The sequence below is a fragment of the Inquilinus limosus genome, assembly GCF_051487185.1.
Classification (GTDB): Bacteria; Pseudomonadota; Alphaproteobacteria; order DSM-16000; family Inquilinaceae; genus Inquilinus; species Inquilinus limosus_F.
The window spans coordinates 172,655-198,460 of sequence record NZ_JAHVDK010000012.1 but is presented as its reverse complement, the minus strand read 5'-3'; the positions used below and the strand labels follow the sequence as shown (position 1 = coordinate 198,460).

The 25,806-nt window shown below is 68.9% G+C and carries 27 protein-coding genes; 14 read left to right on the top strand and 13 right to left on the bottom strand.

Going from position 1 to position 25,806, the window contains the following annotated elements:
• The first annotated feature begins 155 nt into the window (after positions 1-155).
• Both tkt and gap read left to right on the top strand, forming a co-directional pair.
• Positions 156-2,147, top strand: coding sequence for a transketolase (gene tkt, locus KXR53_RS15985; protein ID WP_437376223.1), 1,992 nt, complete (start codon positions 156-158; stop codon positions 2,145-2,147).
• 25 nt (positions 2,148-2,172) lie between these two features.
• Complete coding sequence (gap, locus tag KXR53_RS15980) at positions 2,173-3,180, top strand: type I glyceraldehyde-3-phosphate dehydrogenase (RefSeq protein WP_437376222.1); 1,008 nt, start codon at positions 2,173-2,175, stop codon at positions 3,178-3,180.
• Between the two features lie 323 nt (positions 3,181-3,503).
• Here the strand turns inward: gap and KXR53_RS15975 are convergent, their stop codons facing one another.
• Positions 3,504-4,727, bottom strand: a complete 1,224-nt coding sequence (locus KXR53_RS15975) for an ammonium transporter (RefSeq protein WP_437376221.1) — start codon at positions 4,725-4,727, stop codon at positions 3,504-3,506.
• Between KXR53_RS15975 and KXR53_RS15970 the strand changes: the two genes are divergently transcribed.
• The 3 genes from KXR53_RS15970 (at position 4,690) to KXR53_RS15960 (ending at position 6,907) form a co-directional block, all read left to right on the top strand.
• Positions 4,690-5,037, top strand: coding sequence for a hypothetical protein (locus KXR53_RS15970; protein WP_437376220.1), 348 nt, complete (start codon positions 4,690-4,692; stop codon positions 5,035-5,037). The two genes, KXR53_RS15975 and KXR53_RS15970, sit on opposite strands and share 38 nt — an antisense overlap.
• 77 nt (positions 5,038-5,114) lie before the next feature.
• Complete coding sequence (locus tag KXR53_RS15965; protein WP_437376219.1) at positions 5,115-6,254, top strand: succinylglutamate desuccinylase/aspartoacylase family protein; 1,140 nt, start codon at positions 5,115-5,117, stop codon at positions 6,252-6,254.
• Between the two features lie 197 nt (positions 6,255-6,451).
• Positions 6,452-6,907: a dihydroneopterin aldolase gene (locus KXR53_RS15960; RefSeq protein ID WP_437376218.1), complete on the top strand. Its 456-nt coding sequence runs from the start codon at positions 6,452-6,454 to the stop codon at positions 6,905-6,907.
• A gap of 3 nt (positions 6,908-6,910) precedes the next feature.
• Here the strand turns inward: KXR53_RS15960 and KXR53_RS15955 are convergent, their stop codons facing one another.
• Complete coding sequence (locus KXR53_RS15955) at positions 6,911-7,285, bottom strand: 4a-hydroxytetrahydrobiopterin dehydratase (RefSeq protein ID WP_437376217.1); 375 nt, start codon at positions 7,283-7,285, stop codon at positions 6,911-6,913.
• A 64-nt stretch (positions 7,286-7,349) separates the two neighbouring features.
• A complete protein-coding gene (locus KXR53_RS15950; RefSeq protein ID WP_437376216.1) occupies positions 7,350-7,946 on the bottom strand; it encodes an isochorismatase family protein in 597 nt (198 codons plus the stop codon).
• A 93-nt stretch (positions 7,947-8,039) separates the two neighbouring features.
• Here KXR53_RS15950 and KXR53_RS15945 point away from each other — a divergent pair, with 93 nt between their 5' ends.
• Complete coding sequence (locus KXR53_RS15945) at positions 8,040-8,912, top strand: LysR family transcriptional regulator (protein ID WP_437376215.1); 873 nt, start codon at positions 8,040-8,042, stop codon at positions 8,910-8,912.
• 128 nt (positions 8,913-9,040) lie between these two features.
• Here KXR53_RS15945 and KXR53_RS15940 read toward each other — a convergent pair whose 3' ends face one another.
• The 6 genes from KXR53_RS15940 to pxpB form a co-directional block, all read right to left on the bottom strand.
• The gene (locus KXR53_RS15940) at positions 9,041-9,661 is read right to left on the bottom strand and encodes an HD domain-containing protein (RefSeq protein ID WP_437376214.1); all 621 of its coding nucleotides are present in this window, start codon (positions 9,659-9,661) and stop codon (positions 9,041-9,043) included.
• 4 nt (positions 9,662-9,665) lie between these two features.
• A complete protein-coding gene (locus KXR53_RS15935; protein ID WP_437376213.1) occupies positions 9,666-10,139 on the bottom strand; it encodes an NUDIX domain-containing protein in 474 nt (157 codons plus the stop codon).
• Positions 10,140-10,227: 88 nt separating this feature from the next.
• Complete coding sequence (locus tag KXR53_RS15930) at positions 10,228-10,944, bottom strand: hypothetical protein (protein WP_437376212.1); 717 nt, start codon at positions 10,942-10,944, stop codon at positions 10,228-10,230.
• 119 nt (positions 10,945-11,063) lie between these two features.
• On the bottom strand, positions 11,064-11,930 hold the full coding sequence (locus tag KXR53_RS15925) for an alpha/beta fold hydrolase (RefSeq protein ID WP_437376211.1): 867 nt from the start codon (positions 11,928-11,930) through the stop codon (positions 11,064-11,066).
• 13 nt (positions 11,931-11,943) lie between these two features.
• Positions 11,944-12,951, bottom strand: a complete 1,008-nt coding sequence (locus tag KXR53_RS15920) for a biotin-dependent carboxyltransferase family protein (protein ID WP_437376210.1) — start codon at positions 12,949-12,951, stop codon at positions 11,944-11,946.
• On the bottom strand, positions 12,948-13,658 hold the full coding sequence (gene pxpB, locus KXR53_RS15915; RefSeq protein WP_437376209.1) for a 5-oxoprolinase subunit PxpB: 711 nt from the start codon (positions 13,656-13,658) through the stop codon (positions 12,948-12,950). The genes KXR53_RS15920 and pxpB overlap by 4 nt, the downstream gene beginning before the upstream one ends.
• Positions 13,659-13,808: 150 nt before the next feature.
• Here pxpB and KXR53_RS15910 point away from each other — a divergent pair, with 150 nt between their 5' ends.
• Positions 13,809-15,209, top strand: a complete 1,401-nt coding sequence (locus tag KXR53_RS15910; protein WP_437376208.1) for an amidase — start codon at positions 13,809-13,811, stop codon at positions 15,207-15,209.
• Complete coding sequence (locus KXR53_RS15905) at positions 15,206-15,664, top strand: YcgN family cysteine cluster protein (RefSeq protein ID WP_437376207.1); 459 nt, start codon at positions 15,206-15,208, stop codon at positions 15,662-15,664. The genes KXR53_RS15910 and KXR53_RS15905 overlap by 4 nt, the downstream gene beginning before the upstream one ends.
• 247 nt (positions 15,665-15,911) lie before the next feature.
• Here KXR53_RS15905 and KXR53_RS15900 read toward each other — a convergent pair whose 3' ends face one another.
• Genes KXR53_RS15900 through KXR53_RS15890 form a run of 3 tightly spaced genes read right to left on the bottom strand, consistent with a single transcriptional unit; the run spans position 15,912 to position 17,877 of the window.
• On the bottom strand, positions 15,912-16,511 hold the full coding sequence (locus KXR53_RS15900) for a hypothetical protein (RefSeq protein WP_437376206.1): 600 nt from the start codon (positions 16,509-16,511) through the stop codon (positions 15,912-15,914).
• A complete protein-coding gene (locus tag KXR53_RS15895; RefSeq protein WP_437376205.1) occupies positions 16,508-17,140 on the bottom strand; it encodes a hypothetical protein in 633 nt (210 codons plus the stop codon). Before KXR53_RS15895 ends, KXR53_RS15900 begins: the two co-directional genes overlap by 4 nt.
• Entirely contained in the window at positions 17,137-17,877 is a 741-nt protein-coding gene (locus KXR53_RS15890; RefSeq protein ID WP_437376204.1) for a MotA/TolQ/ExbB proton channel family protein, read from the bottom strand. The genes KXR53_RS15895 and KXR53_RS15890 overlap by 4 nt, the downstream gene beginning before the upstream one ends.
• Before the next feature lie 199 nt (positions 17,878-18,076).
• Between KXR53_RS15890 and KXR53_RS15885 the strand changes: the two genes are divergently transcribed.
• From KXR53_RS15885 to KXR53_RS15875, 3 genes are all read left to right on the top strand, one after another.
• Positions 18,077-19,474: a histidine kinase gene (locus KXR53_RS15885; protein WP_437376203.1), complete on the top strand. Its 1,398-nt coding sequence runs from the start codon at positions 18,077-18,079 to the stop codon at positions 19,472-19,474.
• Positions 19,471-20,139, top strand: a complete 669-nt coding sequence (locus tag KXR53_RS15880) for a response regulator (RefSeq protein ID WP_437376202.1) — start codon at positions 19,471-19,473, stop codon at positions 20,137-20,139. The genes KXR53_RS15885 and KXR53_RS15880 overlap by 4 nt, the downstream gene beginning before the upstream one ends.
• A 240-nt stretch (positions 20,140-20,379) precedes the next feature.
• On the top strand, positions 20,380-21,297 hold the full coding sequence (locus KXR53_RS15875; protein ID WP_437376201.1) for a homocysteine S-methyltransferase family protein: 918 nt from the start codon (positions 20,380-20,382) through the stop codon (positions 21,295-21,297).
• A 505-nt stretch (positions 21,298-21,802) separates the two neighbouring features.
• Here the strand turns inward: KXR53_RS15875 and KXR53_RS15870 are convergent.
• Complete coding sequence (locus KXR53_RS15870; protein WP_437376200.1) at positions 21,803-22,897, bottom strand: DUF4238 domain-containing protein; 1,095 nt, start codon at positions 22,895-22,897, stop codon at positions 21,803-21,805.
• A gap of 386 nt (positions 22,898-23,283) precedes the next feature.
• Here KXR53_RS15870 and KXR53_RS15865 point away from each other — a divergent pair, with 386 nt between their 5' ends.
• The 3 genes from KXR53_RS15865 to KXR53_RS15855 all read left to right on the top strand — a co-directional run bounded on the left by KXR53_RS15865 (position 23,284) and on the right by KXR53_RS15855 (position 25,774).
• Positions 23,284-24,006, top strand: coding sequence for a hypothetical protein (locus KXR53_RS15865; protein ID WP_437376199.1), 723 nt, complete (start codon positions 23,284-23,286; stop codon positions 24,004-24,006).
• A 206-nt stretch (positions 24,007-24,212) separates the two neighbouring features.
• A complete protein-coding gene (locus tag KXR53_RS15860; protein ID WP_437376198.1) occupies positions 24,213-25,112 on the top strand; it encodes a dihydrodipicolinate synthase family protein in 900 nt (299 codons plus the stop codon).
• Positions 25,109-25,774: a GntR family transcriptional regulator gene (locus KXR53_RS15855; protein ID WP_437376197.1), complete on the top strand. Its 666-nt coding sequence runs from the start codon at positions 25,109-25,111 to the stop codon at positions 25,772-25,774. Before KXR53_RS15860 ends, KXR53_RS15855 begins: the two co-directional genes overlap by 4 nt.
• Positions 25,775-25,806: the final 32 nt, after the last annotated feature.

Here is a 25,806-nt window from a genome sequence, read left to right as displayed (position 1 = left end):
TTTCCGCCGGCATCTTCGGCCCGAAATGGGCATTTGGTGGCATTGACGCGGGGCGACCGGGGCTGCATGGTGCCGCCGCCCCCGACGAGCGCCTGCCTTGACGAGAGGCTGGGCGGGCCATCGTCGGGACCCCGTGCCCCCAACGGATCGATGCCATGACCGACAGCCCCCGGACCGTGACGCACACCGACATGGCGAACGCCATCCGCTTCCTGTCCATGGATGCGGTGGAGGCGGCGAAGAGCGGCCATCCCGGCATGCCGATGGGCATGGCCGATGTCGCCACCGTGCTGTTCAGCCGCTACCTGAAGTTCGACGCCGCTGCCCCGACCTGGGCCGACCGTGACCGCTTCATCCTGTCGGGCGGCCACGGCTCGATGCTGCTCTATTCGCTGATGTACCTGACCGGGAACAGCAAGATCACGATCGACGAGATCAAGCGGTTCCGCCAGCTGGGCAGCCACACCGCCGGCCATCCCGAGGTCGATCACGAGGCCGGGATCGAGACCACCACCGGGCCGCTGGGCCAGGGGCTGGGCAACGCCGTCGGTTTCGCGCTGGCCGAGCGCATCCTGAATGCCCGCTTCGGCGACGACCTGGTCAACCACCGCACCTGGGTCACCTGCGGCGACGGCGACCTGATGGAGGGGATCAGCCACGAGGCCTGCTCGCTCGCCGGGCATCTCAAGCTCGGCCGGCTGATCGTGTTCTACGACGACAACCACATCTCGATCGACGGCCCGACCACGCTGTCCTTCAGCGATGACGTCCAGAAGCGGTTCGAGGGCTACCACTGGCACGTCCAGCGGATCGACGGCCACGACACCGATGCGATCGCGGCCGCGATCGACGCGGCGCTGGCCGACGAACGGCCGAGCCTGATCGCCTGCCGCACCATCATCGGCTGGGGCGCCCCGAACAAGCAGGGCACCAGCGCCACCCACGGCTCGCCCCTCGGCAAGGACGAGGTGGCGGCGACCCGCGAGCATCTCGGCTGGACCTACCCGCCCTTCGAGGTGCCGGAGGCGACGCTGGCCGCCTGGCGCGAGATCGGCCGCCGCGGCGAGGCCGAGCGCCTGGCCTGGGACGCCCGGCTGCTGAAGACGCCGGCTGAGAGCCGCGCCGCCTTCCGCCAGGCCGTCACCGGCGCCCTGCCCTCCGGCCTCGACGGCATCCTGGCGAAGTTCAAGGCCGAGATCTCGGAGACCAAGCCGAGCCTGGCCACCCGCGTCGCCTCCGGCCAGGTGCTGGAGCTGCTGGTGCCGGCGATCCCGGAGCTGATCGGCGGTTCGGCCGACCTGACCCCGTCGAACAACACCAAGACCAAGGTCTCGACCGACATCGAGGCCGGCCAGTACGGCGGCCGCTACGTCCGCTACGGCGTGCGCGAGCACGGCATGGCGGCGGCGATGAACGGCCTGGCGCTGCATGGCGGCATCATCCCCTACGGCGCCACCTTCCTGACCTTCACCGACTACGCCCGCCCGTCGATCCGCCTCGCGGCGCTGATGCGCCAGCGCGCGATCTTCGTCATGACCCATGACTCGATCGGCCTCGGCGAGGACGGCCCGACCCACCAGCCGGTCGAGCATGTCGCGGCGCTGCGCGCGATCCCGCATCTCCTGGTGTTCCGCCCCTGCGACGCGGTCGAGACCGCCGAGGCCTGGCAGATCGCGCTGGAGACCGAGGACGCCCCGTCGGTGCTGGCACTGACCCGCCAGAACCTGCCGACGCTGCGCCGCAACGCCAATGCCGAGAACCTCTCGGCCAAGGGCGGCTACATCCTGGAGGAAGCGACCGGCACGCCGCGCGTGCTGCTGATCGCCACCGGCTCCGAGGTCGCGATCGCCAAGGAGGCGCGCGACGCACTGGAGGCCGAGGGCATCGGCACCCGCCTCGTCTCGATGCCCTGCACGACGCTGTTCGACCGCCAGCCCTCCGACTATCGCCGTCGGGTGCTGGGCCAGGGCGTGGTCCGCATTGCGGTCGAGGCCGGTGTACGCCAGGGCTGGGACCACTATATCGGACCGGAGGGCGGCTTCGTCGGCATGACCGGCTTCGGCGCCTCGGCCCCGTACGACCAGCTGTACAAGCATTTCGGGATCACGGCCGAGGCGGTCGTCGCCGCCGCCAAGGCCAAGCTGTAAGCCCTATCGGATCGGAGAAGACGACATGGCCGTGAAAGTTGCCATCAACGGGTTCGGGCGGATCGGGCGCCTGGTGCTGCGGGCGCTGATCGAGTCCGGACGCAAGGACATCGAGGTGGTCGCGATCAACGACCTCGCCGACGTCAAGACCAACGCGCATCTGCTGAAATACGACAGCGTGCACGGCCGGGCGCCGTTCGAGGTCGGGGTCGAGGGCGACACGCTGCTCGTCAACGGCCGCGGCATCAAGGCGGTGCAGCAGCGCGACCCGGCCCAGCTGCCCTGGGGCGAGCTCGGCGTCGAGATCGCGCTCGAATGCTCCGGCATCTTCACCAAGCGCGACGACGCCGCCAAGCACCTGACGGCCGGCGCCCAGAAGGTGCTGATCTCGGCCCCGGCGACGGATGAGGACCTGACCGTCGTCTACGGCGTCAACCACGACAAGCTGAAGGCGGAGCACAAGATCGTCTCCAACGCCTCCTGCACCACCAACTGCCTGGCGCCGGTCGCCTGGGTGCTGCACGAGGCGATCGGGATCGATCACGGCTTCATGACCACGATCCACAGCTACACCGGCGACCAGCGCATCGTCGACACGATGCACAAGGACCTGCACCGGGCACGCGCCGCGGCGCTGAACCTGATCCCGACCTCGACCGGCGCGGCCAAGGCGGTCGGCAAGGTGCTGCCGGAGCTGAAGGGCAAGCTGGACGGCACCTCGATCCGCGTGCCGTCGCCGAACGTCTCGGTCGTCGACTTCAAGTTCGTCGCCAAGCGCCCGACCTCCGTCGAGGAGATCTCGGCAGCGATCAAGCAGGCCGCCGGCGGCAGGCTGAAGGGCATCCTCAGCTTCTATGAGGAGGACCTGGTGTCGACCGACTTCAACCACGACACCCATTCCTCGATCTTCGCGATCAAGGAGACCAAGGTGATCGACGGCACCTTCGTGCGGGTGATGGCCTGGTACGACAACGAATGGGGCTTCTCGAATAGGATGGGCGACACCGTGATCGCCATGTCCCAGGCCCGCTGACGCGGACGACCTTCGGTTCAGGAATGCGGGAGGGCGGCTTCGGCCGCCCTCTTCTTTTGTGGGCCTGCCCGAAAAATCGGCAGATCATACCAGCGGCCCGAAATATTGATCCGTCATGGCGAGCCCCGCCCCTGAGTCCAATTGGGGGGCGTGGCCATCCAGGGCCGCTCGCACCGGCCCCTGGATGGTCACGGCGCTACACGCCTCGCTATGACGACAAGGGCCGGGAGTCGATCTCAAAGGCCGCTGCTATCACTTGCGCGCATAAAAGGAGGGGCGTCCCGAGGGACGCCCCAAGTCTGGCCGCCATCCAGTAAGACGCGCTATTGCACCGCCTCGCCGTGCAGGGCGAGGTCGAGGCCGTCGCGCTCCGCTTCTTCCGAAACCCGCAGGCCCATGACCGCCTTGATCAGGACCAGCAGCACCAGGGTCACCAGGGCGCTCCAGATCAGGGTCGCCACCACGCCTTCGATCTGGATCCAGACCTGGCCGGGGTTGCCGTAGAGCAGGCCGGTGCCGAGCGAGTTGACCGACGGATCGGCGAAGACGCCGGTCAGGATCGCGCCGACGATGCCGCCGACGCAGTGCACGCCGAAGACGTCGAGCGAGTCGTCATAGCCCAGCGCCTTCTTCACCGAGGTCGCGGCGAAGTAGCAGACGATGCCGGCGATGATGCCGATCACCAGCGCCCCGGTCGGGTTGACGAAGCCGGAGGCCGGGGTGATCGCGACCAGCCCGGCGACCGCGCCGGAGATGATGCCGAGCACGCTCGGCTTACCCTTGGCCGCCCATTCGATGAACATCCAGGCCAGCGCCGCGGCCGCGGTGGCGATGTGGGTCACGGCGAAGGCCATGCCGGCGAGGCCGCCCGCGGCCAGGGCCGAGCCGGCGTTGAAGCCGAACCAGCCGACCCACAGCAGCGAGGCGCCGATCACGCTGAGCACCAGGTTGTGCGGCGCGAAGGCGTGCACCACGCCGGCGCCGTAGCCGTGCCGCTTGCCGACCACCATGCAGGCCACGAGGCCAGCGATGCCGGCATTGATGTGGACCACCGTGCCGCCGGCGAAATCGAGGACGCCGGCCCCGAACAACCAACCGTTCGGCTGCCACACCCAGTGCGCGACCGGCGAATAGACGATGATCGACCACAGGGTGATAAACACCAGCAGCGACGAGAACTTCATGCGATCGGCGAAGGCGCCCACGATCAGCGCCGGCGTGATGATCGCGAAGGTCATCTGGAACATCATGAAGACCGGCTGGGGAATCGTGGTGACCACCTGATTCTCCAGGCCGGCGCCCAGAACGAAGACGTCGGAGACGTTGATCCCCTTCAGGAAGGAGAAGCTGAGATCGCCGACATAGGCGCCGCCGTTGCCGAAGGCCAGGCCGTAGCCCACCACCATCCAGATGATGCTGACCAGCGCCGTGATGGCGAAGCACTGCATCAGGATCGACAGCACATTGGCCTTGCGCACCATGCCGCCGTAGAACAGCGCCAGGCCCGGAATGGTCATCATCAGCACCAGCGCGCTCGACGTCAGCATCCAGGCCGTGTCCCCGGAATTGATCGCCGGCGCCGCAGCAGCGTCCTGCGCCCAGGCCGGCGCTGCCGCCAGCAAGGAAGCCGCTACGCCTCCCAATCCCCAAAACGTCCGCTTCATAGAGTTCTCTCCAGCCTCATCTTCCCGGCTGACGGTCGGCAGCCGCCCTGTCGGCACCGGCACGAACCGCCCTTCGTCAGCGGTTCAAGCAAGTGCCGTGCCGATTTTGCCGGCACGGGCCGTGCCCAGCGCCGCGGCAGGTCGATCACGCGCAATTGATGAAATTATGAGCGATTGGCACGGCACTGATTAAAATTTGGACAGATGCACAACTAGTGCCTTCCGACCGCCGCCGCGCTAGGGTGCGGCGCCCTTGTCCAGAGTGCCGAGATGAGCAAGACCGTCCGCCAGATCCCGCTGCCTTCGAGCGCCCCCGGAACCAGCCGCGCCGTCACTGTCTACGGCTACGGCCAGCCCGGGGCACGGCCCAAGGCCTATATCCAGGCCGGCCTGCATGCCGACGAGCTGCCCGGGATGCTGGCGGCGCATCACCTGCTGCGCCGCCTCGACGCGCTGGACGCCGCCGGGGCGATCCGCGGCGAGATCGTGGTGGTGCCGGCCGCCAACCCGATCGGGCTGTCGCAATCGGTCCTGGAATACCATGTCGGCCGCTTCGCCCTGGACGGCCGCGGCAACTTCAACCGCCACTACCCCGACCTGGTCCCGATCGTGGCGCCGCGCATCGCCGGCCAGCTCACCGACGATGCCGACCGCAACATCCGGCTGGTGCGCGCCGCCCTGCTGGCGGCGCTGGCGGAGCAGCAGCCGGCCGACGAGACCGGCGCGCTGAGAACGCTGCTGCTCGGCCTGTCGATCGACGCCGATTTCGTGCTCGACCTGCATTGTGACAATCAGGCGCCGGTGCATCTCTATCTCGGCACGCCGCTGTGGCCGGACGCCCGGGACCTGGCCCGCGACCTGCGTGCTGAGGTGGTGCTGCTGGCCGAGGAGTCCGGCGACAACCCGTTCGACGAGGCGAATTCGTCGCCATGGTGGGTCCTGCATCGGCTGCTCGGCGACAACCATCCGCTGCCGCCGGCCTGTCTGGCGGCGACGATCGAGCTGCGCGGCCAGGCCGATGTCGACGACGACACGGCCCAGGCCGATGCCGAGGCGCTGCTGCGCTTCCTGCAGCGCCGCGGCGTCGTCGCCGGCGACCCCGGCCCGCTGCCCGAGGCGCTGTGCGACGCCACGCCCCTGGCCGGCAACGAGATGCTGCGCGCCCCGGTCGCCGGCATCGTCGCCTATGCCCGGCCGCTCGGCGCCCGGCTGCGCCGCGGCGATCATGTCGCCGACATCATCGACCCCACCGCCGAGCCGGCGCGGGCGCGCACGCCGCTGCATGCCGGGGTCGACGGGGTGCTGTGGTCGCTCTGCATCCACCGCCTGGCGCGGCCGGGAGACATCGTCGCCAAGATCGCTGGCACCAAGCCGATCGAGGGCCGCGGATCGAACCTGCTGACCACCTGAGAGCCGTCCCGGGCCGCTTCGCCCGGTTGGCGGGAGCCATGCGCGCTGCGCGTGCACTTCCCTCTCGCCTTCCCGGCCCGATCGCGGCACGATGCCTCTCCCTCGGAGATCGCACGGCCAGACTGCCCGTGCCTTGTCAACGGACCCGCGGCCGGCAGAGCCACGGCCGGCGTCCGCCAATCGGATAGCCCCGAGCCATGAGCGCCCCGCACCGTTCCCCCATCCCGCTCGCCACGCGCGCCGGGACCAAGCCGACGTCATCCGCCTTCCCCGCGGCCGAGCCGGCGCGCCCGGCCACCTATCTGATCCGGCTGCGCCACTTCGTCGTGCCGATGTCGATCGGCGTCTATGCGCATGAGGAGGAGCGGCACCAGCGCGTTCGCATCAGCGTCGAGATGGAGGTCGAGCTGCCGCCTGGCGGCATCGGCGACGACATCGGCCGCGTCCCCTCCTATGAAGGGCTGGTGCAGGGCCTGCGGGCCCTGGCCGAGCGGGAGCATGTGCGGCTGATCGAGACGGTCGCCGAGCACGTGCTCGACCTTGCCATGGCCCATCCGATGGTGGTGCGGGCAGTGGCCGAAATCGAGAAGCTGGACGTCTTCCCCGAGGCCGAGGCGGTCGGCGTCCGCTTCGAGCGCCAGCGCGAGGGCTGAGGCTCACTCGTATTTGATGTAGGCGAAGCGCGGGTCGGCCGGCGTGCCGTCCAGCCCGGCTCCCTCGCGGGCCGGCTGCCAGGCCACCACCTCCTCGATCTTGCGGGCCAGGGCGAAGTCGCGGTCGGTGATGCCGCCGCCGGCGTCATGCGTGCTCAGCCGGACCTCGACCCAGCCCCAGGAGGCGGCGATCTCGGGATGGTGCCAGGCGGCCTCGGCCAGGTGGCCGATGGCGCCGATCGCCAGCATCGTGCCCTTCCAGCCATGGGTCTCGTAGCGGCGGCGGAGGCTGCCGTCCTCGTAGCGCCAGCGCGGCAGGTCTCGGCGCAGGCGGGCCTCGACCTCGGCGGCGGGATAGGCTTGGGGTTTCGCGGCCATGGCAATCCTCCCGAGGGGACCGGCGACCCCGGCGGGCCGCCGTCACACCCAGGAGAATAGCGCGTCAGTCGGGCACGGCACCCCCCTTGGCGACCACGGCGGCGAAACGGTCGGCCAGGGCCGTCAGCGCCGCCCGATGCACCTCCGCCGCCGGCCGCACACCGCCGAGCGGGTCCGGCAGATCGCGGCTGGCGCAGGCTGCCGCCACGACCGTCGAGAACAGCCCGTGGTCGACCGCCGAGCGGGTGGTGGCGTCGACGCACATATGGGTCATGAAGCCGACCGTCACGAGCTTGCGGCGGCCGGTGGCGGCGATACGCTCGGCCAGGGCGGTGCCGGCGAAGGCGTTGGGCAGGCCCTTCTTCACCACCACCTCCCCCGCCGCCGGCGCCACTGCGGCGATCGGGGCGACATAGGGGCCGGTGGGGTCGAACAGCCCGCCCGGCTTGCGCTCGTTCAGCACATGGATGATCGGGCTGCCCAGCCGGCGCGCCCGGGCCAGCAGTTCGGCCGCGGCCTCGACCGCGGGGCCGCAGCCCGGCAGCGCGAGCTGGCCGTCGCTGTATTCGCGCTGCATGTCGATCAGGACCAGGACCGCCTCCGACAGGGCAGCGGGTTCGGGTCGGACGCCGGAATGGTCGAGCAGGGTCTTGGGGAGCATTCGTCGTCTCCAGTTGCGATAGCCCGAAGCTGGCGGATCTGCATTCTGCAGAAAAGCCGAGATTCTGCCGATTCATCCTGCAATACTGCAGACATGGATTGGGACATCGCCCGCTTCGTCCTGGCGATCGCCCGGCACGGCACCGCCTCCGCCGCGGCGCAGGCGCTGGGAGTCGACCAGACCACCGTGTCGCGCCGTCTCGCCGCCGCCGAGGACGCCCTCGGCACGCCGCTGTTCGAGCGCATCGACCGGCGCTTCCGGCCGACGCCGGTCGGCGCCGCCGTGGCCGCCCAGGCGGAGGCGATGGAGCGGGCGGCGATCGCCATCGAGCACGCCGCGCGCGACCGCGATGCCGCGGTCTCCGGCCCGATCCGGATCGCGGCATTGCCCAGCTTCGCCGCGGAGTGGCTGATCCCGCGCCTGGGCGAGCTGCTCCGGCGCCATCCCGGCCTGCAGCCGACGATCCTCGGCGCCGAGACCAATGCCGATCTCGAGCGTCGGGACGCCGACATCGCCCTGCGGCTGGCCCGGCCACGCGCCGGCAATCTGGCGGCGCGGCTCGGCGCCCTGATCGGCCATGCGGTCTATCGCGCCCGTGGCGGCGCTGGCGACGGCTGGATCGCGCTCGACGAGGCGCATGAGTCGGTGCCGCAGATGATCTGGCTGCGTGACCAGCCGGGCGGGCGGGCCCCGATGCTGCGGGTCAGCGGCGGGACGGAGATGCTGGCGACGACGCGGGCCGGCCTCGGCCGCGCCGTACTGCCCTGCTATGTCGCCGACGGCGAGCCGGATCTGGAGCGCCTGTCCGGCCCCGTCCCGGTGGTCACGCGCGAGCTGTGGCTGGTGCTGCCCGGCCCAGCCAAGGACGTGCCACGCATTCGAGCGGTGGCCGACTGGCTGGGCGAAGTGCTGGCGGAGGACCGGGCGCGGCTGGAGGGGGTTCAGATCGACAGGACGAAACGCTGATTCAGCGGTCCGTATCATTCTCCGTCATGGCGAGCCCCGAAGGGGCGTGGCCATCCAGTGGCGCCGCCCTCTGGATCGCCACGTCGCTGCGCTCCTCGCGATGACGGAGACAAGTGGGAAAGTCCCCATCACACCGGATCCGGCTCCGGCACCCAGCTCCTTTCCCGGTCGGCGCGGGCGTAGAGCTGCTCGACCAGCAGCCGGACCGTCGGATCGCTGTCCAGCGCCTCCTGCATCCGACTGAAGGTCCGCTTCCGGGTGACGCCGTGCTCGTGCCAGGACTTGCCGCCACTGGCGACGTTCTGGGCGAAGGCCTGCAGCCGGTCGAGCGCGCGGGCGAAACGTGCCTCCGGCGTCTCGCCGGCCTCGAACTCCATCCACCAGCCATGCACCCGGTCGCGCAGGTCGGGCGGCAGGAGGCCGAACAGCCTCGCCGCCGCCTCGGCCTCGCGAGCCGCCTGGTCCTGCCTCCCGACATCGTCATAGGCGAAGGTGTCGCCGGCATGGATCTCGACCAGATCGTGCACCAGCACCAGCGACAGCACCTTCGCGATATCGACCTCGAAACCGATCTCGTCCTTCAGCAGCAGGGCGTAGAGCGCCATGTGCCAGACGTGCTCGGCATCGGTCTCGCGCCGGCTACCGTCGGTCAGGAAGTTCTGCCGGGTGATCTGCTTGAAGCGGTCGCAGACCAGCAGGAACTCCTGGATCTGGGCCAGGCGGTCGGTGGGCGGGGCGGTTTCGGTCATGTCGTCACCAGACGGGGTCGATGCTGCGGAGGCCGAGGATCTCCTGGATCCGGCGGTGGGTCGCGCCGTGGATGTCGCGCGGCAGGTCGTCGGCCGGGAAGAAGCGGGCCTCGGCGATCTCGAAGGACAGGCGGCCGCCGGAGGGGCGCCAGCGGTCGGCCAGGAACAGCGCGACATGGTCGCAGCGCAGCTCGTCGAAATGGGCATAGACGGCGAACAGCCGGTCGACCGATTCGACCTCAACCGCCGCCTCCTCGCGTGCTTCGCGCACGGCGCAGGCCTCGAAGCTCTCCCATTTCTTCACCCCGCCGCCGGGGAAGAACCAGCCGGGCCGGTAGGTGTGATGAACCAGGAGGAAGCGCCCCTCCCCGTCCCGCACCACCATGCGGGCGCCGAGGGTCAGCGGCTTGCGCAGCCGCAGATAGGCGTTGTGGGCGCGGTGCAGCAGGAGCGGCAGGGTGCGGCGGGCCGGATTCATGGCCGCAGATGACCCGGCGGAGCGGGACCGTGTCAACCGTTCCCAAGTCAGGGCTGCCGTTCAACATTGCTCACGCAGTGACGCGCTTTCAGACCGAACTCCTGTAGATCTCCGAACTCGGCCTGACACGGGTCAATCGCGGGACATGTCCTATGGCGACAACTGAGCTCACGCTCGGATCGCGGGTCCGTGCGCCGGGTGGCTTCGGGCGGTCCAGAGCGAACGCGCGGATGCCGAACGCAGCGAGGTGGTCAGCAACGCGGCGCGGTGACGTCCCTGGGCGGAGCCAGCCAACTTGTTCACTGGCAGGATTGCCGAGTTCGATCTGAACGCGCTCCCAGGCGCGGCGGATCTCCACATTTGGTGCTGCGTTGGCCGGTGTCTCCGCCGCCACTCCGTCAGTGTGCTCAAAGCCGGCTATCAACCGAACCGGCCACGGGTTGTAGGTAAAAGCATAATGGTAAGCGGTATCGTAAAGGGCCCCATACGAGAGCTTCAGGTGCCGCTCAGGGCTCTGCTCCTCAAATAACCATAGATGCCAGCGCAGATTGATGTATTTCGCCCGCTGCTCCCGCCAATCGTCGTAGAGGCGGGCTGATGATGGCAATGTCGGGGGCAGGCTGATGCATATGTCCCGAGGCTGCAGAATCCCAGCTTCTTGTAGACGCTCGATCGCGTCCCCTGGCGGCAGGTCGAACCACTCGTTGACGTCGCCGGCACGCCGATAACCAGCGAGCGCACGCTTGATTGCCGCCTCCGCCGCACACACAGCCTCTTTAGCTGGAAAGCTGAAACCCGCGGCCACGGCTATTCCGCGTGGTGAGTGGCAGCGAGCTTGCCTGTAGCGCGACGGCCATCTCTCGTCTTTGCCGATCTTGCATGCTCCAGGTACCCCCGGATCAGCGAAGACGTATATGAGATACCTCATGACCGATCCGCCACGAACCCAGCGATCGCGGCCCGCAACGCCTCCGGCTCGTCGATTCGGATCGAATGGCTGCTGTTCTCGAAGATCCGCAGGGTCGAGCCCGGGATCAGGCGGTGGATCTCCTCGGAGAATTCGGGCGGGCAGATCCAGTCGTGACGGCCGGCCAGGATCAGGGTCGGCGCGGTGATCCGCGCCAGCTCCGGTCGCAGGTCGAGCCGGCGCAGGAAGCCGTCGGGGCCGAAGGCGCGGTTGATCGCCTCGGGCGAGTGGATCGTCCGGCCGCGCGTCGCCGCGGCCGCCACCGGGTCGTAGCGGCGGGAGTAGAGCGGGCCCATCGCCGCGTAATAGGCCTCCAGATCGGCTTCGCTGCGGAAGCTGCCCGCCCACAGCAGGTCGCCGGCCGCGACCTGATCGGCGTTGCCGCGCTCGCGCAGGATCTGCTGCGCCCGCGGGATGAAACCGGCATGCGCGGCGGTGACGATCAGCACCAGATGCGACACCGCCTCCGGGTACCGCGCGGCATGGGCCATGGCGACCATGCCGCCATAGCTGGTGCCGATGCTGGCGATGGGCCCGAGGCCGAGATGGCGGCGCAGCGCCTCCATGTCCTCGACATTCTCGTCGAGCGTGTAGCGCGCCGGATCGCCGCGGGCGGAGCGGCCCTGGCCGCGATGGTCGAAATAGACCAGCTGCATGTGCTCGGACAGCGGGCTCATGCTCGGCTTGAAGCCGCTGTGGTCGGAGCCGGGGCCGCCATGGATCAGGAATCCGACCGGCCGTTCCCGCATCACGCCGCCGTCCGGCACCAGCCCAGCGCCGTCGATGTCGAACCAGATCTCGGTGTCGCGGATCTTCGCGCGCATCTCGTCCCCTCCGTCAGATCCCGGCGTGGACCGCAACCCCGGCGGCCAGGCGCCGCAGATCCAGCCGGGCCTGCCGGCGGCGCGTCTCGGCCTCGGCCAGGCCGACCGGGATGAAGCGCAGCATGTCGCCGGGGCGCAGCTGGCCCAGCACCGGCAGGTCGGCATCGATCACCTGGGCGATGCGGGGATAACCGCCGGTGGTCTGGGCGTCGGCCATCAGCACGATCGGCTTGCCTTCCGGCGGCACCTGCACCGTACCGGTGGTCACCGCCTCGGACAGCAGGTCGCGCGGCTGCGACAGGCGCAGCTCCGGCCCGTCCAGCCGATAGCCCATGCGGTCGGAGCGCGGGCTGATGGTGAAGCGCTCGCCATGGAAGGCGGCCAGGCTGTCGCGGTCGAAGGCCGTCGCCTGCAGCCCGGGCAGCACCCGGACATGCGGCGAGCGCCGCAGCGACGGGTCGAGATCGGCGGCGGCGGACCAGCCGGCGGCGGCGAAGGGCCCGTCGCCCCGCTCCGCCGCCAGCAGTTTGGCGAGCCGTTCCCCCAGCGCCGACGGCGCGCCGGCCGGCAGCCGGTCGCCCGCCCGCAGCGCCCGGCCGCCGAGCCCGCCCAGCCCGGCGCGCAGATAGGTCGAACGGCTGCCCAGCACCGGCGGCACCGCGATGCCGCCGGCGACCGCCAGATAGGTGCGGCAGCCGATATTGGTCGGGGTGAAGCGCAGCTCCGCCCCCTTCGGCACCAGCACCGGCCGGCGCACCGGCACCGCCTCGCCGCCGATCGCGCCGCGCATGCCGCCGCCGGCCAGCGCGATCAGCGCCTCGGCCTCGAAGCGCAGCGCCGCGCCCATCAGCGTCATCTCGACCGTGGCGGCGCCGGGGTCGTTGCCGACCAGGATGTTGGCGACGGCGTGCGAGCACCGGTCCATCGCGCCGCCGACCACCACCCCGTGGCGGCGATGGCCGAAGCGGCCAAGATCCTGCACCGTCGACAGCAGGCCGGGTTCGAGAACGGCGATGGTCACTTCGCATCTCCGGCCAGGGCGTGGAATTCGTCGGCCCCGATCGGGCGGAAACGGACGCGGTCGCCGGCGGCCAGCAGGCTGGGCGGTTCCTGCTCCGGCAGGAACAGGGCCAGCGGGGTGCGGCCGATCAGGTTCCAGCCGCCGGGCGATTCCATCGGATAGATCCCGGTCTGCGGCCCGCCGATTGCGACCGTGCCGGCCGGGATCTTCAGCCTCGGCGAGGCGCGGCGCGGCGTCGCCAGCCGGTCCGGCAGGCCGCCGAGGAAGGGGAAGCCGGGGCTGAAGCCGATCATGTGCACCCGGTATTCGCCGACGGAATGCAGCGCGATCACCTCCTCCTCGGTCAGGCCGTGATGCTGCGCCAGTTCGGCCAGGTCGGGGCCGAAGGCGCCGCCATAGGCGACCGGGATCTCGACCAGCCGGGGCTCCGCCGCGGCCGCCCGGCCGGGGTTGGAGAGGCGCGCCTCCAGCAGCCGCTGCACCGTGGCCGCCGGCGGCTCGTCGCGGTCGCGCGGCACGGCGTCGGGGTCGAAGAACACGGCCAGCGCGGCGAAGCCGGGCGAGGCCTCGACGAAGCCGGGGAATGGATCGGCCTCCAGCGAGGCCGTCAGGGCGTGGATCGCATCGGCGATCGCGGGATCGATGGTCTCGCCGAAGCGCACCACCATCGCGGTCTCGGTCATCACGGCGATCGACGCAGCGGTCACGGGGCCTCTCCTCTCTACCGGCCGCCAAGCCATAGCGCGCTGGCGCCGCGGGCGGAAGCCGCGGCGGCCTCTTGATTGCATCGCGTGGGCGGCGATGATGGGGCGCGGTGCCCAGTGCGCCGCCCTGCCCCGCGACCCAGGAGATCCTGCGTGACCGATCCGGCCCTGTTGTCGGCAGCCGAGCTGTCCAGCCTCTACGCCGCCCGCGACCTGTCCCCGGTCGAGGCGGTGCAGGCCTGCCTCGCCCGGATCGAGCGCCTGAACCCGCAGCTCAACGCCTTCTGCGGCGTCTATGCCGAGGAGGCGCTGGCGGCGGCGCGCCAGTCCGAGGCGCGCTGGCGCGACGGCCGGCCGCTGAGCCCGATCGACGGCGTGCCGACCTCGGTCAAGGACCTGGTGCTGGCCCGCGGCTGGCCGACCCTGCGTGGGTCGAAGACGATCGACCCGGCCGGCCCCTGGGACCAGGACGCGCCGTCGGTGGCGCGGCTGCGCGAGGCCGGGGCGGTGCTGGTCGGGCGCACCACCACGCCGGAATTCGGCTGGAAGGGCGTGACCGATTCGGCCCTGACCGGCATCACCCGCAACCCCTGGGACCCGACGAAGACGCCCGGCGGCTCCTCCGGCGGCGCCGCGGTGGCGGCGGCCGCCGGCATGGCGGCCTTGAACATCGGCACCGACGGCGGCGGGTCGATCCGCATCCCGGCCGGCTTCACCGGCGTCTTCGGCCTTAAGCCCAGCTTCGGCCGGGTGCCGGCCTATCCGCTGAGCCCCTTCGGCACGGTCGCCCATATCGGGCCGATGACCCGCACGGTGCGCGACGCGGCGCTGATGCTGTCGGTGATGGCGCGGCCCGACCCGCGCGACTGGACCGCCCTGCCCTTCCCGGTGACCGACTTCACCGAAGGGCTGGAGGACGGCGTGCGCGGCCTGCGCATCGCCTACGCCCCGACCTTGGACGGCGCCCCGGTCGACCCCGAGGTCGCGGCGTCGGTTGCCCAGGCGGTGGAGGTCTTCGCCGACCTCGGCGCCCGGGTCGAGACGGTGACGCTGGACCTGCCCGACACCGGCCCCATCTTCCGCGCCCATTGGTTCGTCGGCGCGGCCACGCTGCTGGCCTCGATCCCCGAGGAGAAGCACGCGCTGATCGACCCGGGCCTGCGCGCCGTGGCGGCAGAGGGGGCGGCAATCCCGCTGCTCGACTACACCAAGGCGACGCTGGCGCGCGGCCGGCTGGGCGTGCAGATGAACCGGTTCCACCAGGACTGGGACCTGCTGCTGATGCCGTCCCTGCCGATCCCGGCCTTCGCCGCCGGGCAGAACCTGCCGACGGCGCCGGACGGCTCGACCTGGGCCGACTGGACGCCCCTCACCTACCCCTTCAACCTGACGCAGCAGCCGGCGGCCAGCGTGCCCTGCGGCCTGACCGCGTCGGGCCTGCCGATCGGCCTGCAGATCGTCGGCCCGATGTTCCAGGATGCGCTGGTGTTGCGCGCCGCCCGCGCCTTCGAGGCGGTGCGGCCGGCGCCGCTGCCGCCCATCGCCCGATCGTGACCGAAGTCGAACCCTTCTGGCGCCGCAAGCGCCTGGACCAGATGACCCGTGCGGAGTGGGAGTCGCTGTGCGACGGCTGCGGCCGCTGCTGCCTGCACAAGCTGCGCGACGCCGACGAGCCGCCGGACACGCCGAATGTCGACTACACCGACATCGCCTGCAAGCTGCTCGACACCCAGAGCTGCCGCTGCACGCACTACAAGACCCGCCGGCGCTACGTGCCCGACTGCGTGCGGTTGACGCCGAAGAATGTCGACCATCTCGGCTGGATGCCCTCGACCTGCGCCTATCGCCTCTTGGCCGAGGGCCACGACCTGTACTGGTGGCATCCGCTGGTCTCCGGCGACCCGGAGACGGTGCACATCGCCGGCATCAGCGTGCGCGGCAAGGTGATCTCCGAGACCGAGGTTGAGGAGGACGAGTACGAGTACCACATCGTCGACTGGCCGGCGTGACCGTCTCGCTTGACCGTCTCGAAGGCTTGTGACGTGAACAAAATGAGTCCCCCCTCCCCTCGCGGGAGGGGGGTAGGGGGAGGGGGTTTTCGACGTCCAGGACCGGTCTAATCTTTCGCGATCCGGTCCCGACGGCGAAGCCTGTCCCTTGCCCGTTCGCGCGCGGACGCGCACAGACCCCTCCCCCTACCCCCCTCCCGCAAGGGGAGGGGGGACAAGAAAGGAGCGGGCTCCAGCTATTTTGAGATCAAGGGATATCCTTGCGCGGCAGCACCGGCTTCGGCAGGGGGACCAGCTCGACCGATTTGGACTGGCCGCCGAGGAACTCCGGGTCGAGCAGTCCGCCGCCGGAGGGGTCGCCTCCCGGCGGCGCGCCGGTATTCACGACGCCGGCCAAGCCGCCAACATGCGACGGATTGCCGAAATACTGAGACCGGCCGCCCTGCAGATTCCCCTTCTCGATCTCCGCCTGCGTCGCCGACACCCGGCCGGCAAGCTCCCGCGAGTAAGGCAGGAGATAGGCCCTGGGCACGCCGCTCGGCAGGTTGGCGTCGTCCAGCTCCTCCAGCCAGAGATGGATGGCGCCGGGCTCCCCGCGGGCCGGGTTCGGCTCGAGGACACGGGTCCACAGCACCTGGAAGCGGCCCGGCACCGCCACCGGCGCCGACCAGCCGAGCAGGCCCTGCGTCGCGAAGAAGACCACGACATAGAAGACGCTGGCCGCAGCGATCGCGGCGATCTTGAGCAGCCGCCGGATCGGCAGCCAGATCATCACCACGAGCAGCAGCGTGCTCAGCAGCACATAGGCCAGCGACAGGCAGAGAACATTCATCTGCAGCGACATCATCCGCCGTTCCGCCAGCTGTTGTGGAAGGTCTGCAGGATTGATCGCGCGATGTGGCTGGTTTCGGTGACCGCGCCTGTCGCGTCCAGGGTGAAGCGCACGGCGGTCTTCTCCGCCCCGCCCTGGTCCAGCTCGACCGTCTCCTTGGCGACGATCGTCACGACCGGATTGAGCTTCTGTACGGTCACCGTCACTGGCACCTTCTGACCGGTCAGCGCGGTGAAGTGATAGACGTTCACCGTGTACTCGCCGGCCACGATGCCGCGGATGCTGACCAGCTCCTGCCGGGTCGCCGTCGGCACCTTCTTGCCGTTCACCAGGACGAAGTCGTTGAGGCCGCCGCGGTCGTCGCGGTCCAGCAGCATGAAGCCGGCCTCGCGCCGGCGGAACCAGACGATGTTGCCGAGCGGATCCTGGACGAAGATGTCGAAATCGTCGGGATGGTTGTCCGGCCAATCCAGGCTGATCAGGAATTCGGCCTTGCTGTCGACCTTCCCGGTCTTCGCCTCCGGCGCGACGATCAGCAGCACGATGAAGAACAGGAAGGCCAGGATCTGCAGGGCCTTGAACAGCACGACGCTGAACGGGTCGAAGGCCTCGTCGCGCGGCAGGAGGTCGAAATCGTCGATCATTCGGCGGCGGCCGCGCGGCCTTCGAGCGCCGAGACGACATGCACCTCGGTGAGATCGACGGCAAAGGCGAAGATCTTCGCCGTGGCGCTGTCCAGGAACGAATACTGGATCTTGAGGAGGATCGAGCCCACCAGCCCGACCAGCGTCGTGTACATGGCGACCGCCATGCCGTCGCTCATCAGCGACATCGACGACCGCACCGCCTCCCGGTTCTCGGTATCCAGCCCGGCGATCGGCGCCAGCATCATGATGAAGCCGATGATCGTGCCCAGGAGGCCGAGCTTCATCAGGGCGTCGCTGGCGAAGGCGCCGAACGCGTTCGACCCGCGCAGCCGGCTGGCGAGGACCCGCAGCAGCAGCGTCTGGTCCAGGCGCTCGCCCCGTTGCCGCGCGGCCTTGGTGACGAGATCGCGGATATGGACCGAGACCAGGCCGGGCGGCAGCCCCTCCCCGGCGGGCTCGAGCATCCCCCTCCCCGCGCTGGCGACGGCCCGGGCCGTCTGCACGGCCGCATCGCCCTCCCGCGAGATGACGAGGACGCGCCACAGGCAGTGCAGGCTGCTCGCGACATAGAGCAGCGAGATGATCGACGAGATATAGGTCGGGTCGCTGGCGACCATCCGCCCGATCAGGCCGAAATACCACAAGAGGACGAAGGCGAAGAGGCTGACGCCGGTGAAGATCAGCCAGGGCAGCAGCGGATCGCGCCCGGGCAATTCGACTCTGCGCTCGCTCATGCAGGAGGCTCCGACGGCTCACGGCAACGGTTGCGGAGCGTATCGGCTGGGCCGGGCGGAAGGCCTGGGCATCGATCCCGAGCCGCTTTGGGCAATATGCCCGAACTGCGCCGCAGGGCGGCCGGCCCGGGCCGGTGCGCTTGCCAGCCGGGGACCGGACGGTCAGGATGAGCAAGATCCATTCGGACGAGAGCGAAAAATGAACCTATTCGTTCATCTCGTCTTGCGCCTCGCCGGCGTCGTCCTGGTCTGCCTGGCCTGCGCCGTCGGCTGGGTGCTGGTCGACACGCACCGCGCCATCGAGAAGGAGGCGGCGGCCTCCGCCGACCGGGTCGCCGGCGCCCTGGAGACCCTCTACTGGCGCGAATTGCTGTGGCGCGGCGGGCTTCGCCGCGAGCACCTGGTGCCGCCGCCGGACTGGGAGACGATGGCGACGATGAAGGTCATCTCGCCGGGCGTCTGCGTGACCTTCTCCCCGGGCGATGAGGCGCCGCGGCGCCTGTGCAGCCAGCTGGAGGCGATCGGCGCTCCGGCGCCGGTCTGGTTCCGGGCCTTCTACGACCACGTCTTCGGCCCCTATTCCCGCACCGAGCGGCCTCTGTCCGCGCGGCAGCCTCTGGCCGGCGTCGTCACCGCCGAGCCGGATCGGGGCGCCGCGGTCCGCCAGGCCTGGCATCAGATCGCCGTCGTGCTGAGCGTCGCCGCCCTGCTCGCCGCCGGCATCGGCATCCTCGCCGCCCTGTTCATCGGCCATTCGCTGATGCCGGCCCGCACCATCATCGCCGGGCTGCGCCGCCTGGAGCGCGGCGACTACAGCTACCGCCTGCCCCGCTACGGGACGGCGGAGTTCGACCGGATCTCCCGCGCCGTCAACGACCTGACCGCCCGCCTGGCCGAGACCACGGCGCAGCGCGTGGCGCTGACCAACCGCCTGTTCCAGGTGCAGGAGGAGGAGCGCCGGGCTTTGGCGCGAGACCTCCATGACGAGTTCGGCCAATGCCTCGCCGCCGTCGGCGCCCTGGCCACCGTGATCGAGATGGAGGCGGCGGACCGGCCGGAGATCGCGAAGGATGCGCGCTCGATCCGCGACACCAGCAAGCGGATGGCGGCGACGCTGCGCGGCGCCCTGGCCCGGCTGCGGTCGCAGGAGGTGGAGGAGCTCGGCCTGGAGGCCAGCCTGGCCCGGCTCGTCGCCGGGTGGAACGCGCAGAAGGACCGACGGGCGGCCTTCCATCTCGACATCGTCGGCAGCCTTGCCGGGCTGCCCGAGGCGACCAGCCTCAGCATCTACCGCATCGCTCAGGAATGCCTGACCAACGCCGCCCGCCACGGCAAGCCGCGCGATGTCCGCCTGCAGGTGCAGCGGGTCGATGCGGAGGGACGCGACGCCGTTGCCGTCAGCGTCGAGGATGATGGCGGCGGCACCCTGGCCCGGCTGAACTGGGCGCCGGGCTACGGCCTTCTCGGCATCCGCGAGCGGGTGGCGGCGCTGGGCGGCAGCCTGTCGATCAGCCAGGCGCGCTGGGGCGTCCGTGTCGCGGCCCTGATCCCCCTGATGCCCGCCGCGGAGACAACGGCTGCGGCGGTTCCGGCGTGACCGAGCTCACCATCCTGCTGGTCGACGACCATCCCATCGTGCGGGAAGGCTACCGGCGGCTGCTGGAGCGCACGCCGGGCTACCGGGTGGTGGCGGAGGCCCATGACGCCGTGTCCGCCTACCAGGCCTATCAGAGGACGAAGCCCGACGTCGTGGTCATGGACCTGTCGCTTCCGGGCGTCGGCGGGATCGAGGCGCTGCGGCACATCCGGCAGTGGGACCGCGACGCCCGCATCCTCGTCTTCACCATGCACAGCGGCGCCGGCTTCGCGCTGAAGGCGTTCGAGGCGGGCGCCGCGGGCTACGTCACCAAGGGCAGCGACGCCGCCGAGCTGGTCAACTCGGTCGCGGTCGTGGCCCGGGGCGGCCGGGCCATGAGCGACGACGTGGCCCAGGAGATCGCCGCCGAGCGCCTCTCCCGGCCGAGCTCTCCGCTGGACGAGCTCAGCCCGCGCGAGGCCGAGATCCTCCGCCTCCTCGCCTCGGGCTGGTCGGATGAGGAGATCTCGGTCTCGCTGCATCTCAGCCTCAAGACCGTCCGCAACTACCACTATCAGATCAAGGCCAAGGTCGGTGCGCGCACCGACGCCCATCTGGTATGGCTGGCCATGGGCATGGGCCTGGTCCAGGCCGGCCCGCAGGGTCCGGCGACCGCGCCGAAGTGATTGAGGCTCCCCAGGATGCGGAAGATGAGCCGTACCAGTGTCCTTGAGATCGCCTCTTCAGCCCCTTCCCGTCATGGCGAGGCGCGGAGCGCCGTGGCCATCCAGAGATCGAGCCGCTGGATGGCCACGCCCCTGCGGGGCTCGCCATGACGGGTCAATAATTTCGGCCGTCAGTTTGTGTTGGCGGCGGGGGTGCCGAAGCGTCAGTGTCACCTCCCGAACGGAACCGATGGATTCGACATGTCAGGACTCGGCGTGGCGCTGCTGGATGGCGGCATGGGACGGCAACTCGCCCGGATGGGAGCGCCGTTCCGGCAGCCGGAATGGTCGGCGCTGGCGCTGATGAAGGCGCCGGAGACGGTGCAGGCGGCGCATGCGGCCTTCATCGCCGCCGGGGCCGAGGTGATCACCACCAACAGCTACGCGCTGGTGCCCTTCCACATCGGCGAGGACCGTTTTGCCGCGCAGGGGCAGGCGCTGGCCGACCTGTCGGGCCGGCTGGCGCGCCAGGCTGCGCAGTCGGCCGCCGCCCCGGTGCGGGTGGCGGGATCGCTGCCGCCACTGTTCGGATCTTACCGCCCCGACGTGTTCGAGCCGGAGCGCGCGCCGGAGATCGCCCGGGTCCTGGTCGACGGGCTGGCGCCGCATGTCGATCTCTGGCTGGCCGAGACCCAAAGCTCGATCCGCGAGGTCGCCGCGGCGGCGGCCGCCGTGGCCGGGCGCGGCAAGCCGCTGTGGATCTCCTATACCGTCGAGGACGAACGGCCCGAGCCGGGGATGCCGCGGCTGCGCTCGGGCGAGCCGGTCGAGGAGGCGGTGCAGGCGGCGCTCGATCTCGGCGCCGAGGCGGTGCTGTTCAACTGCAGCCAGCCCGAGGTGATGGGCGACGCCATCGTCGTGGCGGCCCGGATCATCGGCGAGGCACGGTCGCTGGCCCGGATCGGGGTGTACGCCAACGCCTTCCCGCCCCAGCCGGAGGACGCGACGGCCAATGAGGGCCTGTCGGAGCTGCGGGCCGATCTCGACCCCGACAGCTATCTCGGCTGGATCCGCCGCTGGGTCGGGCTCGGCGCCACCCTGGTCGGCGGCTGCTGCGGCATCGGTCCGGAGCACATCGCCCGCATCCGCGCGGCCCTGCCGGAGTTGGCGAAGACCTGAGAGCCCTTTTTGGAAATGCGCTGGCGTGAGTCGGCTGGCGGTGGTTTCGAGAACCGGAGCGCAGCGGACATGGAGTCCGTGAGCACCGGAAGCGGAGAAACCGCCGTCAGACGGCCTCGCCAGTAGCATTCCAAAAGGGCTCTGAGGGCTGCCGGGCGCCGCCTCAAAACCCTCACCGGCCTCACATTCTACGAGTGTACCAGCAAGATCTGGACAATGAGCCCCGGCGATTCAGGCCCAACTCACTCCGCCAAATGCCGGGACCAAACACCTGGTTCTCATGCGCCACTTACTCTGATCCGCTGAGTCTATGGCTATGGCCTGCCGAGCGCATACGACCTTGAGCGGTCATGAGGCGCAGCGAGAGGTCGTGCCTTTTTGCGTGGTCCGCAGCCGGCTCGATGCGGCCGATCAGAGGTTCTGTTGGCTCCTCTGAAGCGACATCCCCGACGATTCAAATCCGTTAGAGGCATGGGCCGACGCAAAGGGTAGCTGATGATATTCATCATATTAGATGAAATCCCCCGAGTCCCATGAACTCACTCTCGATCACCGCCCTTCTCGCAAAGCCAACACCCGAGCCATTCGTATAGATTTTTGGATTAGTACGAAATCTAATAAACGAGGGCCACCGGCTCGGCCGCCCTTCATGTGTTCTGGCATGCAAAATGAGAGGCTTCGATTTGTCCCACTCCGATTCATCGAATGGCTTATAGTGCTCTCCATTTTCATCTGTATATGCCAAAATCAGCTTTATGATTTCATGGCGCTTTTCGGGCCGAAGGGAAATATAGTTATCACATAACTGCTGCATGTAATCAATTTTTTCCCAGTTGTCAAAATATAGTGTCGATTGACATTTTATAACTTGGAATTGATTGAGGGCCGTCACATCAGAAATCCTGTCAACAACAACCCAGCCAGCAGAGTTAGATATATTGTAAACATCCCCATCATAAATGACGCAGTAAACAGATGGAGATAAGGGAAGCATTAATAATGTACCATAATTTCCCACTCCATAAGAAAGACCCTTGGCTAACTTATTTTGGTTGTACCATCTGTTTGTGAGAATGGCGGGATCATCCGATGTTATAAACGGCATCTTTGTCGCATTTCGAATTAGGCATGTCTTCAGATCTTCTATTACATTTAAGCTTCTCATCGAGACTCTGACGCCCATGTGCAATATGTCCTGCTCCGACATTTGCCGCTCTGGCGGAGTATTCCCACGGAATACGATATCATCTTGATCTGCCATCATCATCGCCGTTCGACGAGATGCGGCGTCCGTTCTGTGGAATTGCAATAGCCAGAAGCGTTTAAGCACATCGATGTGTCGCGGATCGAGAGAGAATTTTGGAGACAACATTTCTCTTACGACGGTGGCGTACTCGCCTTCTGGTAATTGTAAGAACTTTTCCAAAGCTAGATCTTTTCCATAAAAATACGCCTTTGCACACTGCCCTTTAATCGGCGCATTTTTTATCTTATGTCCGTCTACAATTCTAAAAGCATTTATCGATTTTCGATTGTTGTTAACAGAGAATGTATCTAGATAGCAGCGAGGAACATAATGCTGATTCTTGTTTTGAGCCATGCGTCAACTCGCCTTTGGACAGATATTCTTTGCAGTCACTCATACAGCAGCCGAGCCGCGACACTTCCCAGCCGAGTGCCAGATTAATATGCACATACCTTGACGCCGAAAAGGGTCGAATCCGGGCGGGTCCGCTTTCGGTAGCCCGGTGCGGTGACCGCTCGTCACCCTTGCTGTCAGCGGCACGGCACTTGCGGCGGAACCCGTCAGGTCCGCTTCCGCCCATTCCGGACCATCAGCGCTCTGCCAAAGCCCGCGCCCGGCTATATCCCACTGATAACATTGAACCGGCACGGATTGGTGTTGCTGACGACCGTCTCGCTGGTCGCGTAGCGGACAGAATGTTCCGGTTGCGTTAACCCGCATATTTGTTCATGATATGTTCCATGGAGATGGCGCAGACCGATCGCGACGCAGGCGAGACCCGCGATCCCGACCTGAACTGGACGGGATGGGCGCTGGAGAAGCTGCGCGAAGTGGTCGAGATCGACATCCGCTGCAAGCGGCTGACCGAGCGGCAGCAGCAGTCGACCACCCTGGCAGGGCCGGAGGAGCCGCCGGATTTCCCGCTGATGCAGTCGCGCCTGTCCCGCTCGATCCGGCTGTCGATCGCCATGGCCGAGCGGATCCGCGGCGACTATTTGCACCGCCGGGCCGAGGCCACGGAGTCGGGGGCGCTGGAGCGCCGCCGCCGGCGGCGGGAGCAGGCGGTCAAGGCCGTGGCCGAGGCGGTCGCGGCCGCCGAGGCCGCGGATCTCGACGCGGCCGGCGAGGCCGTCGCCCCCGAGGAGACCGAACGCCTGCGGGAGGAGGTGTGGGAACGGCTGACCGAGGACGAGGTTCTGGACGTGCAGCTCGACACCCTGTCGGCCGGTGAATTCGTGCGGGAGGTCTGCCGCTGGCTCGGCCGCCGGCTGGACCCGAGCCGTCTGCCGCAGGGCTGGGACGATGTCGCCGGGGCCAACGACAACGCCTCCGGCAATCCGCCCGACGCTGGCATGGACATCACTGCTGTGAATCCCGACACCGGAGACGGCTGGCCTTCACAGGCGGACGAGCTCGACGACGTCCGTCCGCCACCCGTGCCTGCGAAGCTGGACAGCAGCTGAGCGCCACTTCTGTGGCGCCCCCTCCCCTGGTCATGAGCCGGAACGTCCTGCCTTTCCCGCGTGCCGGAAGAGGTGATCTGCCCTGCTCCCTTCGATCTTTTGTTCGACATATTGACGCTTGTGGACAGGCGCGCTACGACTGACATGTCAGATCGACATCACTGGCCGCGCGCTGAGCTCGCGTGGCCGACGACAGGGAGTTGGACGTGTCCCAGCCAGGCGAGCGTTTCGGCCTTTCCGCGGCCCTGACCGTCCCCTTCCGGCCGGACGGCCATGTCGACTTTCCGCGCCTCGTCGCCCATGCGCGCTGGTGCCTGGCCCATGGCTGCCGCACCGTCACCGCCTTCGGCACCACCGGCGAGGGCGCGGCCTTCTCCCTGTCCGAGCGCGAGCAGGTGCTGGGCGCCTTCGCCGGCGCCGGCATCGAGGGGCGGCAGCTGGTCGGCGGCATCGCCGCCTCCTCGGCCGAGGACGCCGTGGCGCAGGCGCGGCTGGCGCTGGATTTCGGGGCGGATGCGCTGCTGCTGCCGCCGCCCTTCTACTTCAAGGGGGTCGGCAACGACGGCCTGTTCGCCTGGTTCGCCCGGGTGTTCGAGCAGCTGGGCACCGCCGCCCGCGGCGTCATCCTCTACCATATCCCGAGCGTCACCCAGGTGCCGCTCTCGATCGACCTCGTCGGCCGGCTGCGCGCCGCCTTCCCCGAGGTGATCCGCGGCGTCAAGGATTCCTCCGGCGACTGGGACTATGCCCAGGCCCTGCTGGCGGCGCATCGCGACCTGGCCATCCTGATCGGCGATGAGCGCTGCCTCGCCGCCGCGGTCCGGCTGGGCGGCCAGGGCGCCATCTCCGGCATCGCCAACATCTACCCCGAGGCGATGCTGCCGATGGTGCGGGACGGGCGCGAGAACGACCGCATCCTCCGCCTGGTCGAGGCGCTGCTGGCCTATCCGGTGATCCCCGCGGTCAAGGCGCTGGTGGCGCAGCGCAGCGGCGACCTGGCCTGGCTGGCCACCCGTGCGCCGCTGCAGCCCCTGTCGCCGGCCGAGGCGGCGCGGCTGGGCGCCGTGGCGGAGAGCCTGTTCACGGCCAGGGCGGCGGCCGGATGAGCATCAGCGACGAGCGCGAGCCGCTGAAGCTGCGCGAACGGGCCTATGACAGCTTCACGCAGCATCTTCTGGCCAACAACCTGCGCGCCGGGCAGTTCATCTCCCAGCGCGAGCTGGTGGCGCTGACCCAGATGCCGCTCGGCGCGATCCGGGAGCTGGTGCCGCGGCTGGAGGCCGAAGGGCTGATCAAGACCGTGCCGCAGCGGGGCATGCAGATCATGCACATCGATCTGACCATGATCCGCGATGCCTACCAGTTCCGGCTGTTCCTGGAGAAGGAGGCGACCGCCGCCTTCGCCCGCACCGTGACCGATGCGGACCTCGCGGCGCTGCGGGCGCAGCACGAGGCGATCATCGCGCGGGTCGAGCGCGAAGGCGCAACCCAGCAGGTCGTCGACGACGCCCAGGCCACCGACTGGGGGCTGCACGACACCATCATCGACGCGCTGGGCAACGAGATCATCTCCAAGGCCTATCGCGTCAACTCGATCAAGATCCGGCTGATCCGGCGCGAGCTGACCGGCATCGCCGGGCTCGTGGTGCCGGTGATGCGCGAGCATCTCGGCATCATCGACGCGATCGCCACCCGCGACCCGGTCCGCGCCGCCGAGGCGATGACCGCGCACATTGCCAATGCCCGCAACCGCGCCCTCGGGCTATAGCGTCATCTGGCATGAACAGCCGGCCCCGCCCG

What these genes read in the sequence shown, in the direction of transcription:
- tkt (WP_437376223.1), top strand. Translation starts at nt 156, where the DNA reads ATGACCGACAGCCCCCGGACCGTGACGCACACCGACATGGCGAACGCC.
- gap (WP_437376222.1), top strand. Translation starts at nt 2,173, where the DNA reads ATGGCCGTGAAAGTTGCCATCAACGGGTTCGGGCGGATCGGGCGCCTG.
- KXR53_RS15970 (WP_437376220.1), top strand. Translation starts at nt 4,690, where the DNA reads ATGGTCATCATCAGCACCAGCGCGCTCGACGTCAGCATCCAGGCCGTG.
- KXR53_RS15975 (WP_437376221.1), bottom strand. Translation starts at nt 4,727, where the DNA reads ATGCTGACGTCGAGCGCGCTGGTGCTGATGATGACCATTCCGGGCCTG.
- KXR53_RS15965 (WP_437376219.1), top strand. Translation starts at nt 5,115, where the DNA reads ATGAGCAAGACCGTCCGCCAGATCCCGCTGCCTTCGAGCGCCCCCGGA.
- KXR53_RS15960 (WP_437376218.1), top strand. Translation starts at nt 6,452, where the DNA reads ATGAGCGCCCCGCACCGTTCCCCCATCCCGCTCGCCACGCGCGCCGGG.
- KXR53_RS15955 (WP_437376217.1), bottom strand. Translation starts at nt 7,285, where the DNA reads ATGGCCGCGAAACCCCAAGCCTATCCCGCCGCCGAGGTCGAGGCCCGC.
- KXR53_RS15950 (WP_437376216.1), bottom strand. Translation starts at nt 7,946, where the DNA reads ATGCTCCCCAAGACCCTGCTCGACCATTCCGGCGTCCGACCCGAACCC.
- KXR53_RS15945 (WP_437376215.1), top strand. Translation starts at nt 8,040, where the DNA reads ATGGATTGGGACATCGCCCGCTTCGTCCTGGCGATCGCCCGGCACGGC.
- KXR53_RS15940 (WP_437376214.1), bottom strand. Translation starts at nt 9,661, where the DNA reads ATGACCGAAACCGCCCCGCCCACCGACCGCCTGGCCCAGATCCAGGAG.
- KXR53_RS15935 (WP_437376213.1), bottom strand. Translation starts at nt 10,139, where the DNA reads ATGAATCCGGCCCGCCGCACCCTGCCGCTCCTGCTGCACCGCGCCCAC.
- KXR53_RS15925 (WP_437376211.1), bottom strand. Translation starts at nt 11,930, where the DNA reads ATGCGCGCGAAGATCCGCGACACCGAGATCTGGTTCGACATCGACGGC.
- KXR53_RS15900 (WP_437376206.1), bottom strand. Translation starts at nt 16,511, where the DNA reads ATGATGTCGCTGCAGATGAATGTTCTCTGCCTGTCGCTGGCCTATGTG.
- KXR53_RS15895 (WP_437376205.1), bottom strand. Translation starts at nt 17,140, where the DNA reads ATGATCGACGATTTCGACCTCCTGCCGCGCGACGAGGCCTTCGACCCG.
- KXR53_RS15890 (WP_437376204.1), bottom strand. Translation starts at nt 17,877, where the DNA reads ATGAGCGAGCGCAGAGTCGAATTGCCCGGGCGCGATCCGCTGCTGCCC.
- KXR53_RS15885 (WP_437376203.1), top strand. Translation starts at nt 18,077, where the DNA reads ATGAACCTATTCGTTCATCTCGTCTTGCGCCTCGCCGGCGTCGTCCTG.
- KXR53_RS15875 (WP_437376201.1), top strand. Translation starts at nt 20,380, where the DNA reads ATGTCAGGACTCGGCGTGGCGCTGCTGGATGGCGGCATGGGACGGCAA.
- KXR53_RS15870 (WP_437376200.1), bottom strand. Translation starts at nt 22,897, where the DNA reads ATGGCTCAAAACAAGAATCAGCATTATGTTCCTCGCTGCTATCTAGAT.
- KXR53_RS15865 (WP_437376199.1), top strand. Translation starts at nt 23,284, where the DNA reads ATGGAGATGGCGCAGACCGATCGCGACGCAGGCGAGACCCGCGATCCC.
- KXR53_RS15855 (WP_437376197.1), top strand. Translation starts at nt 25,109, where the DNA reads ATGAGCATCAGCGACGAGCGCGAGCCGCTGAAGCTGCGCGAACGGGCC.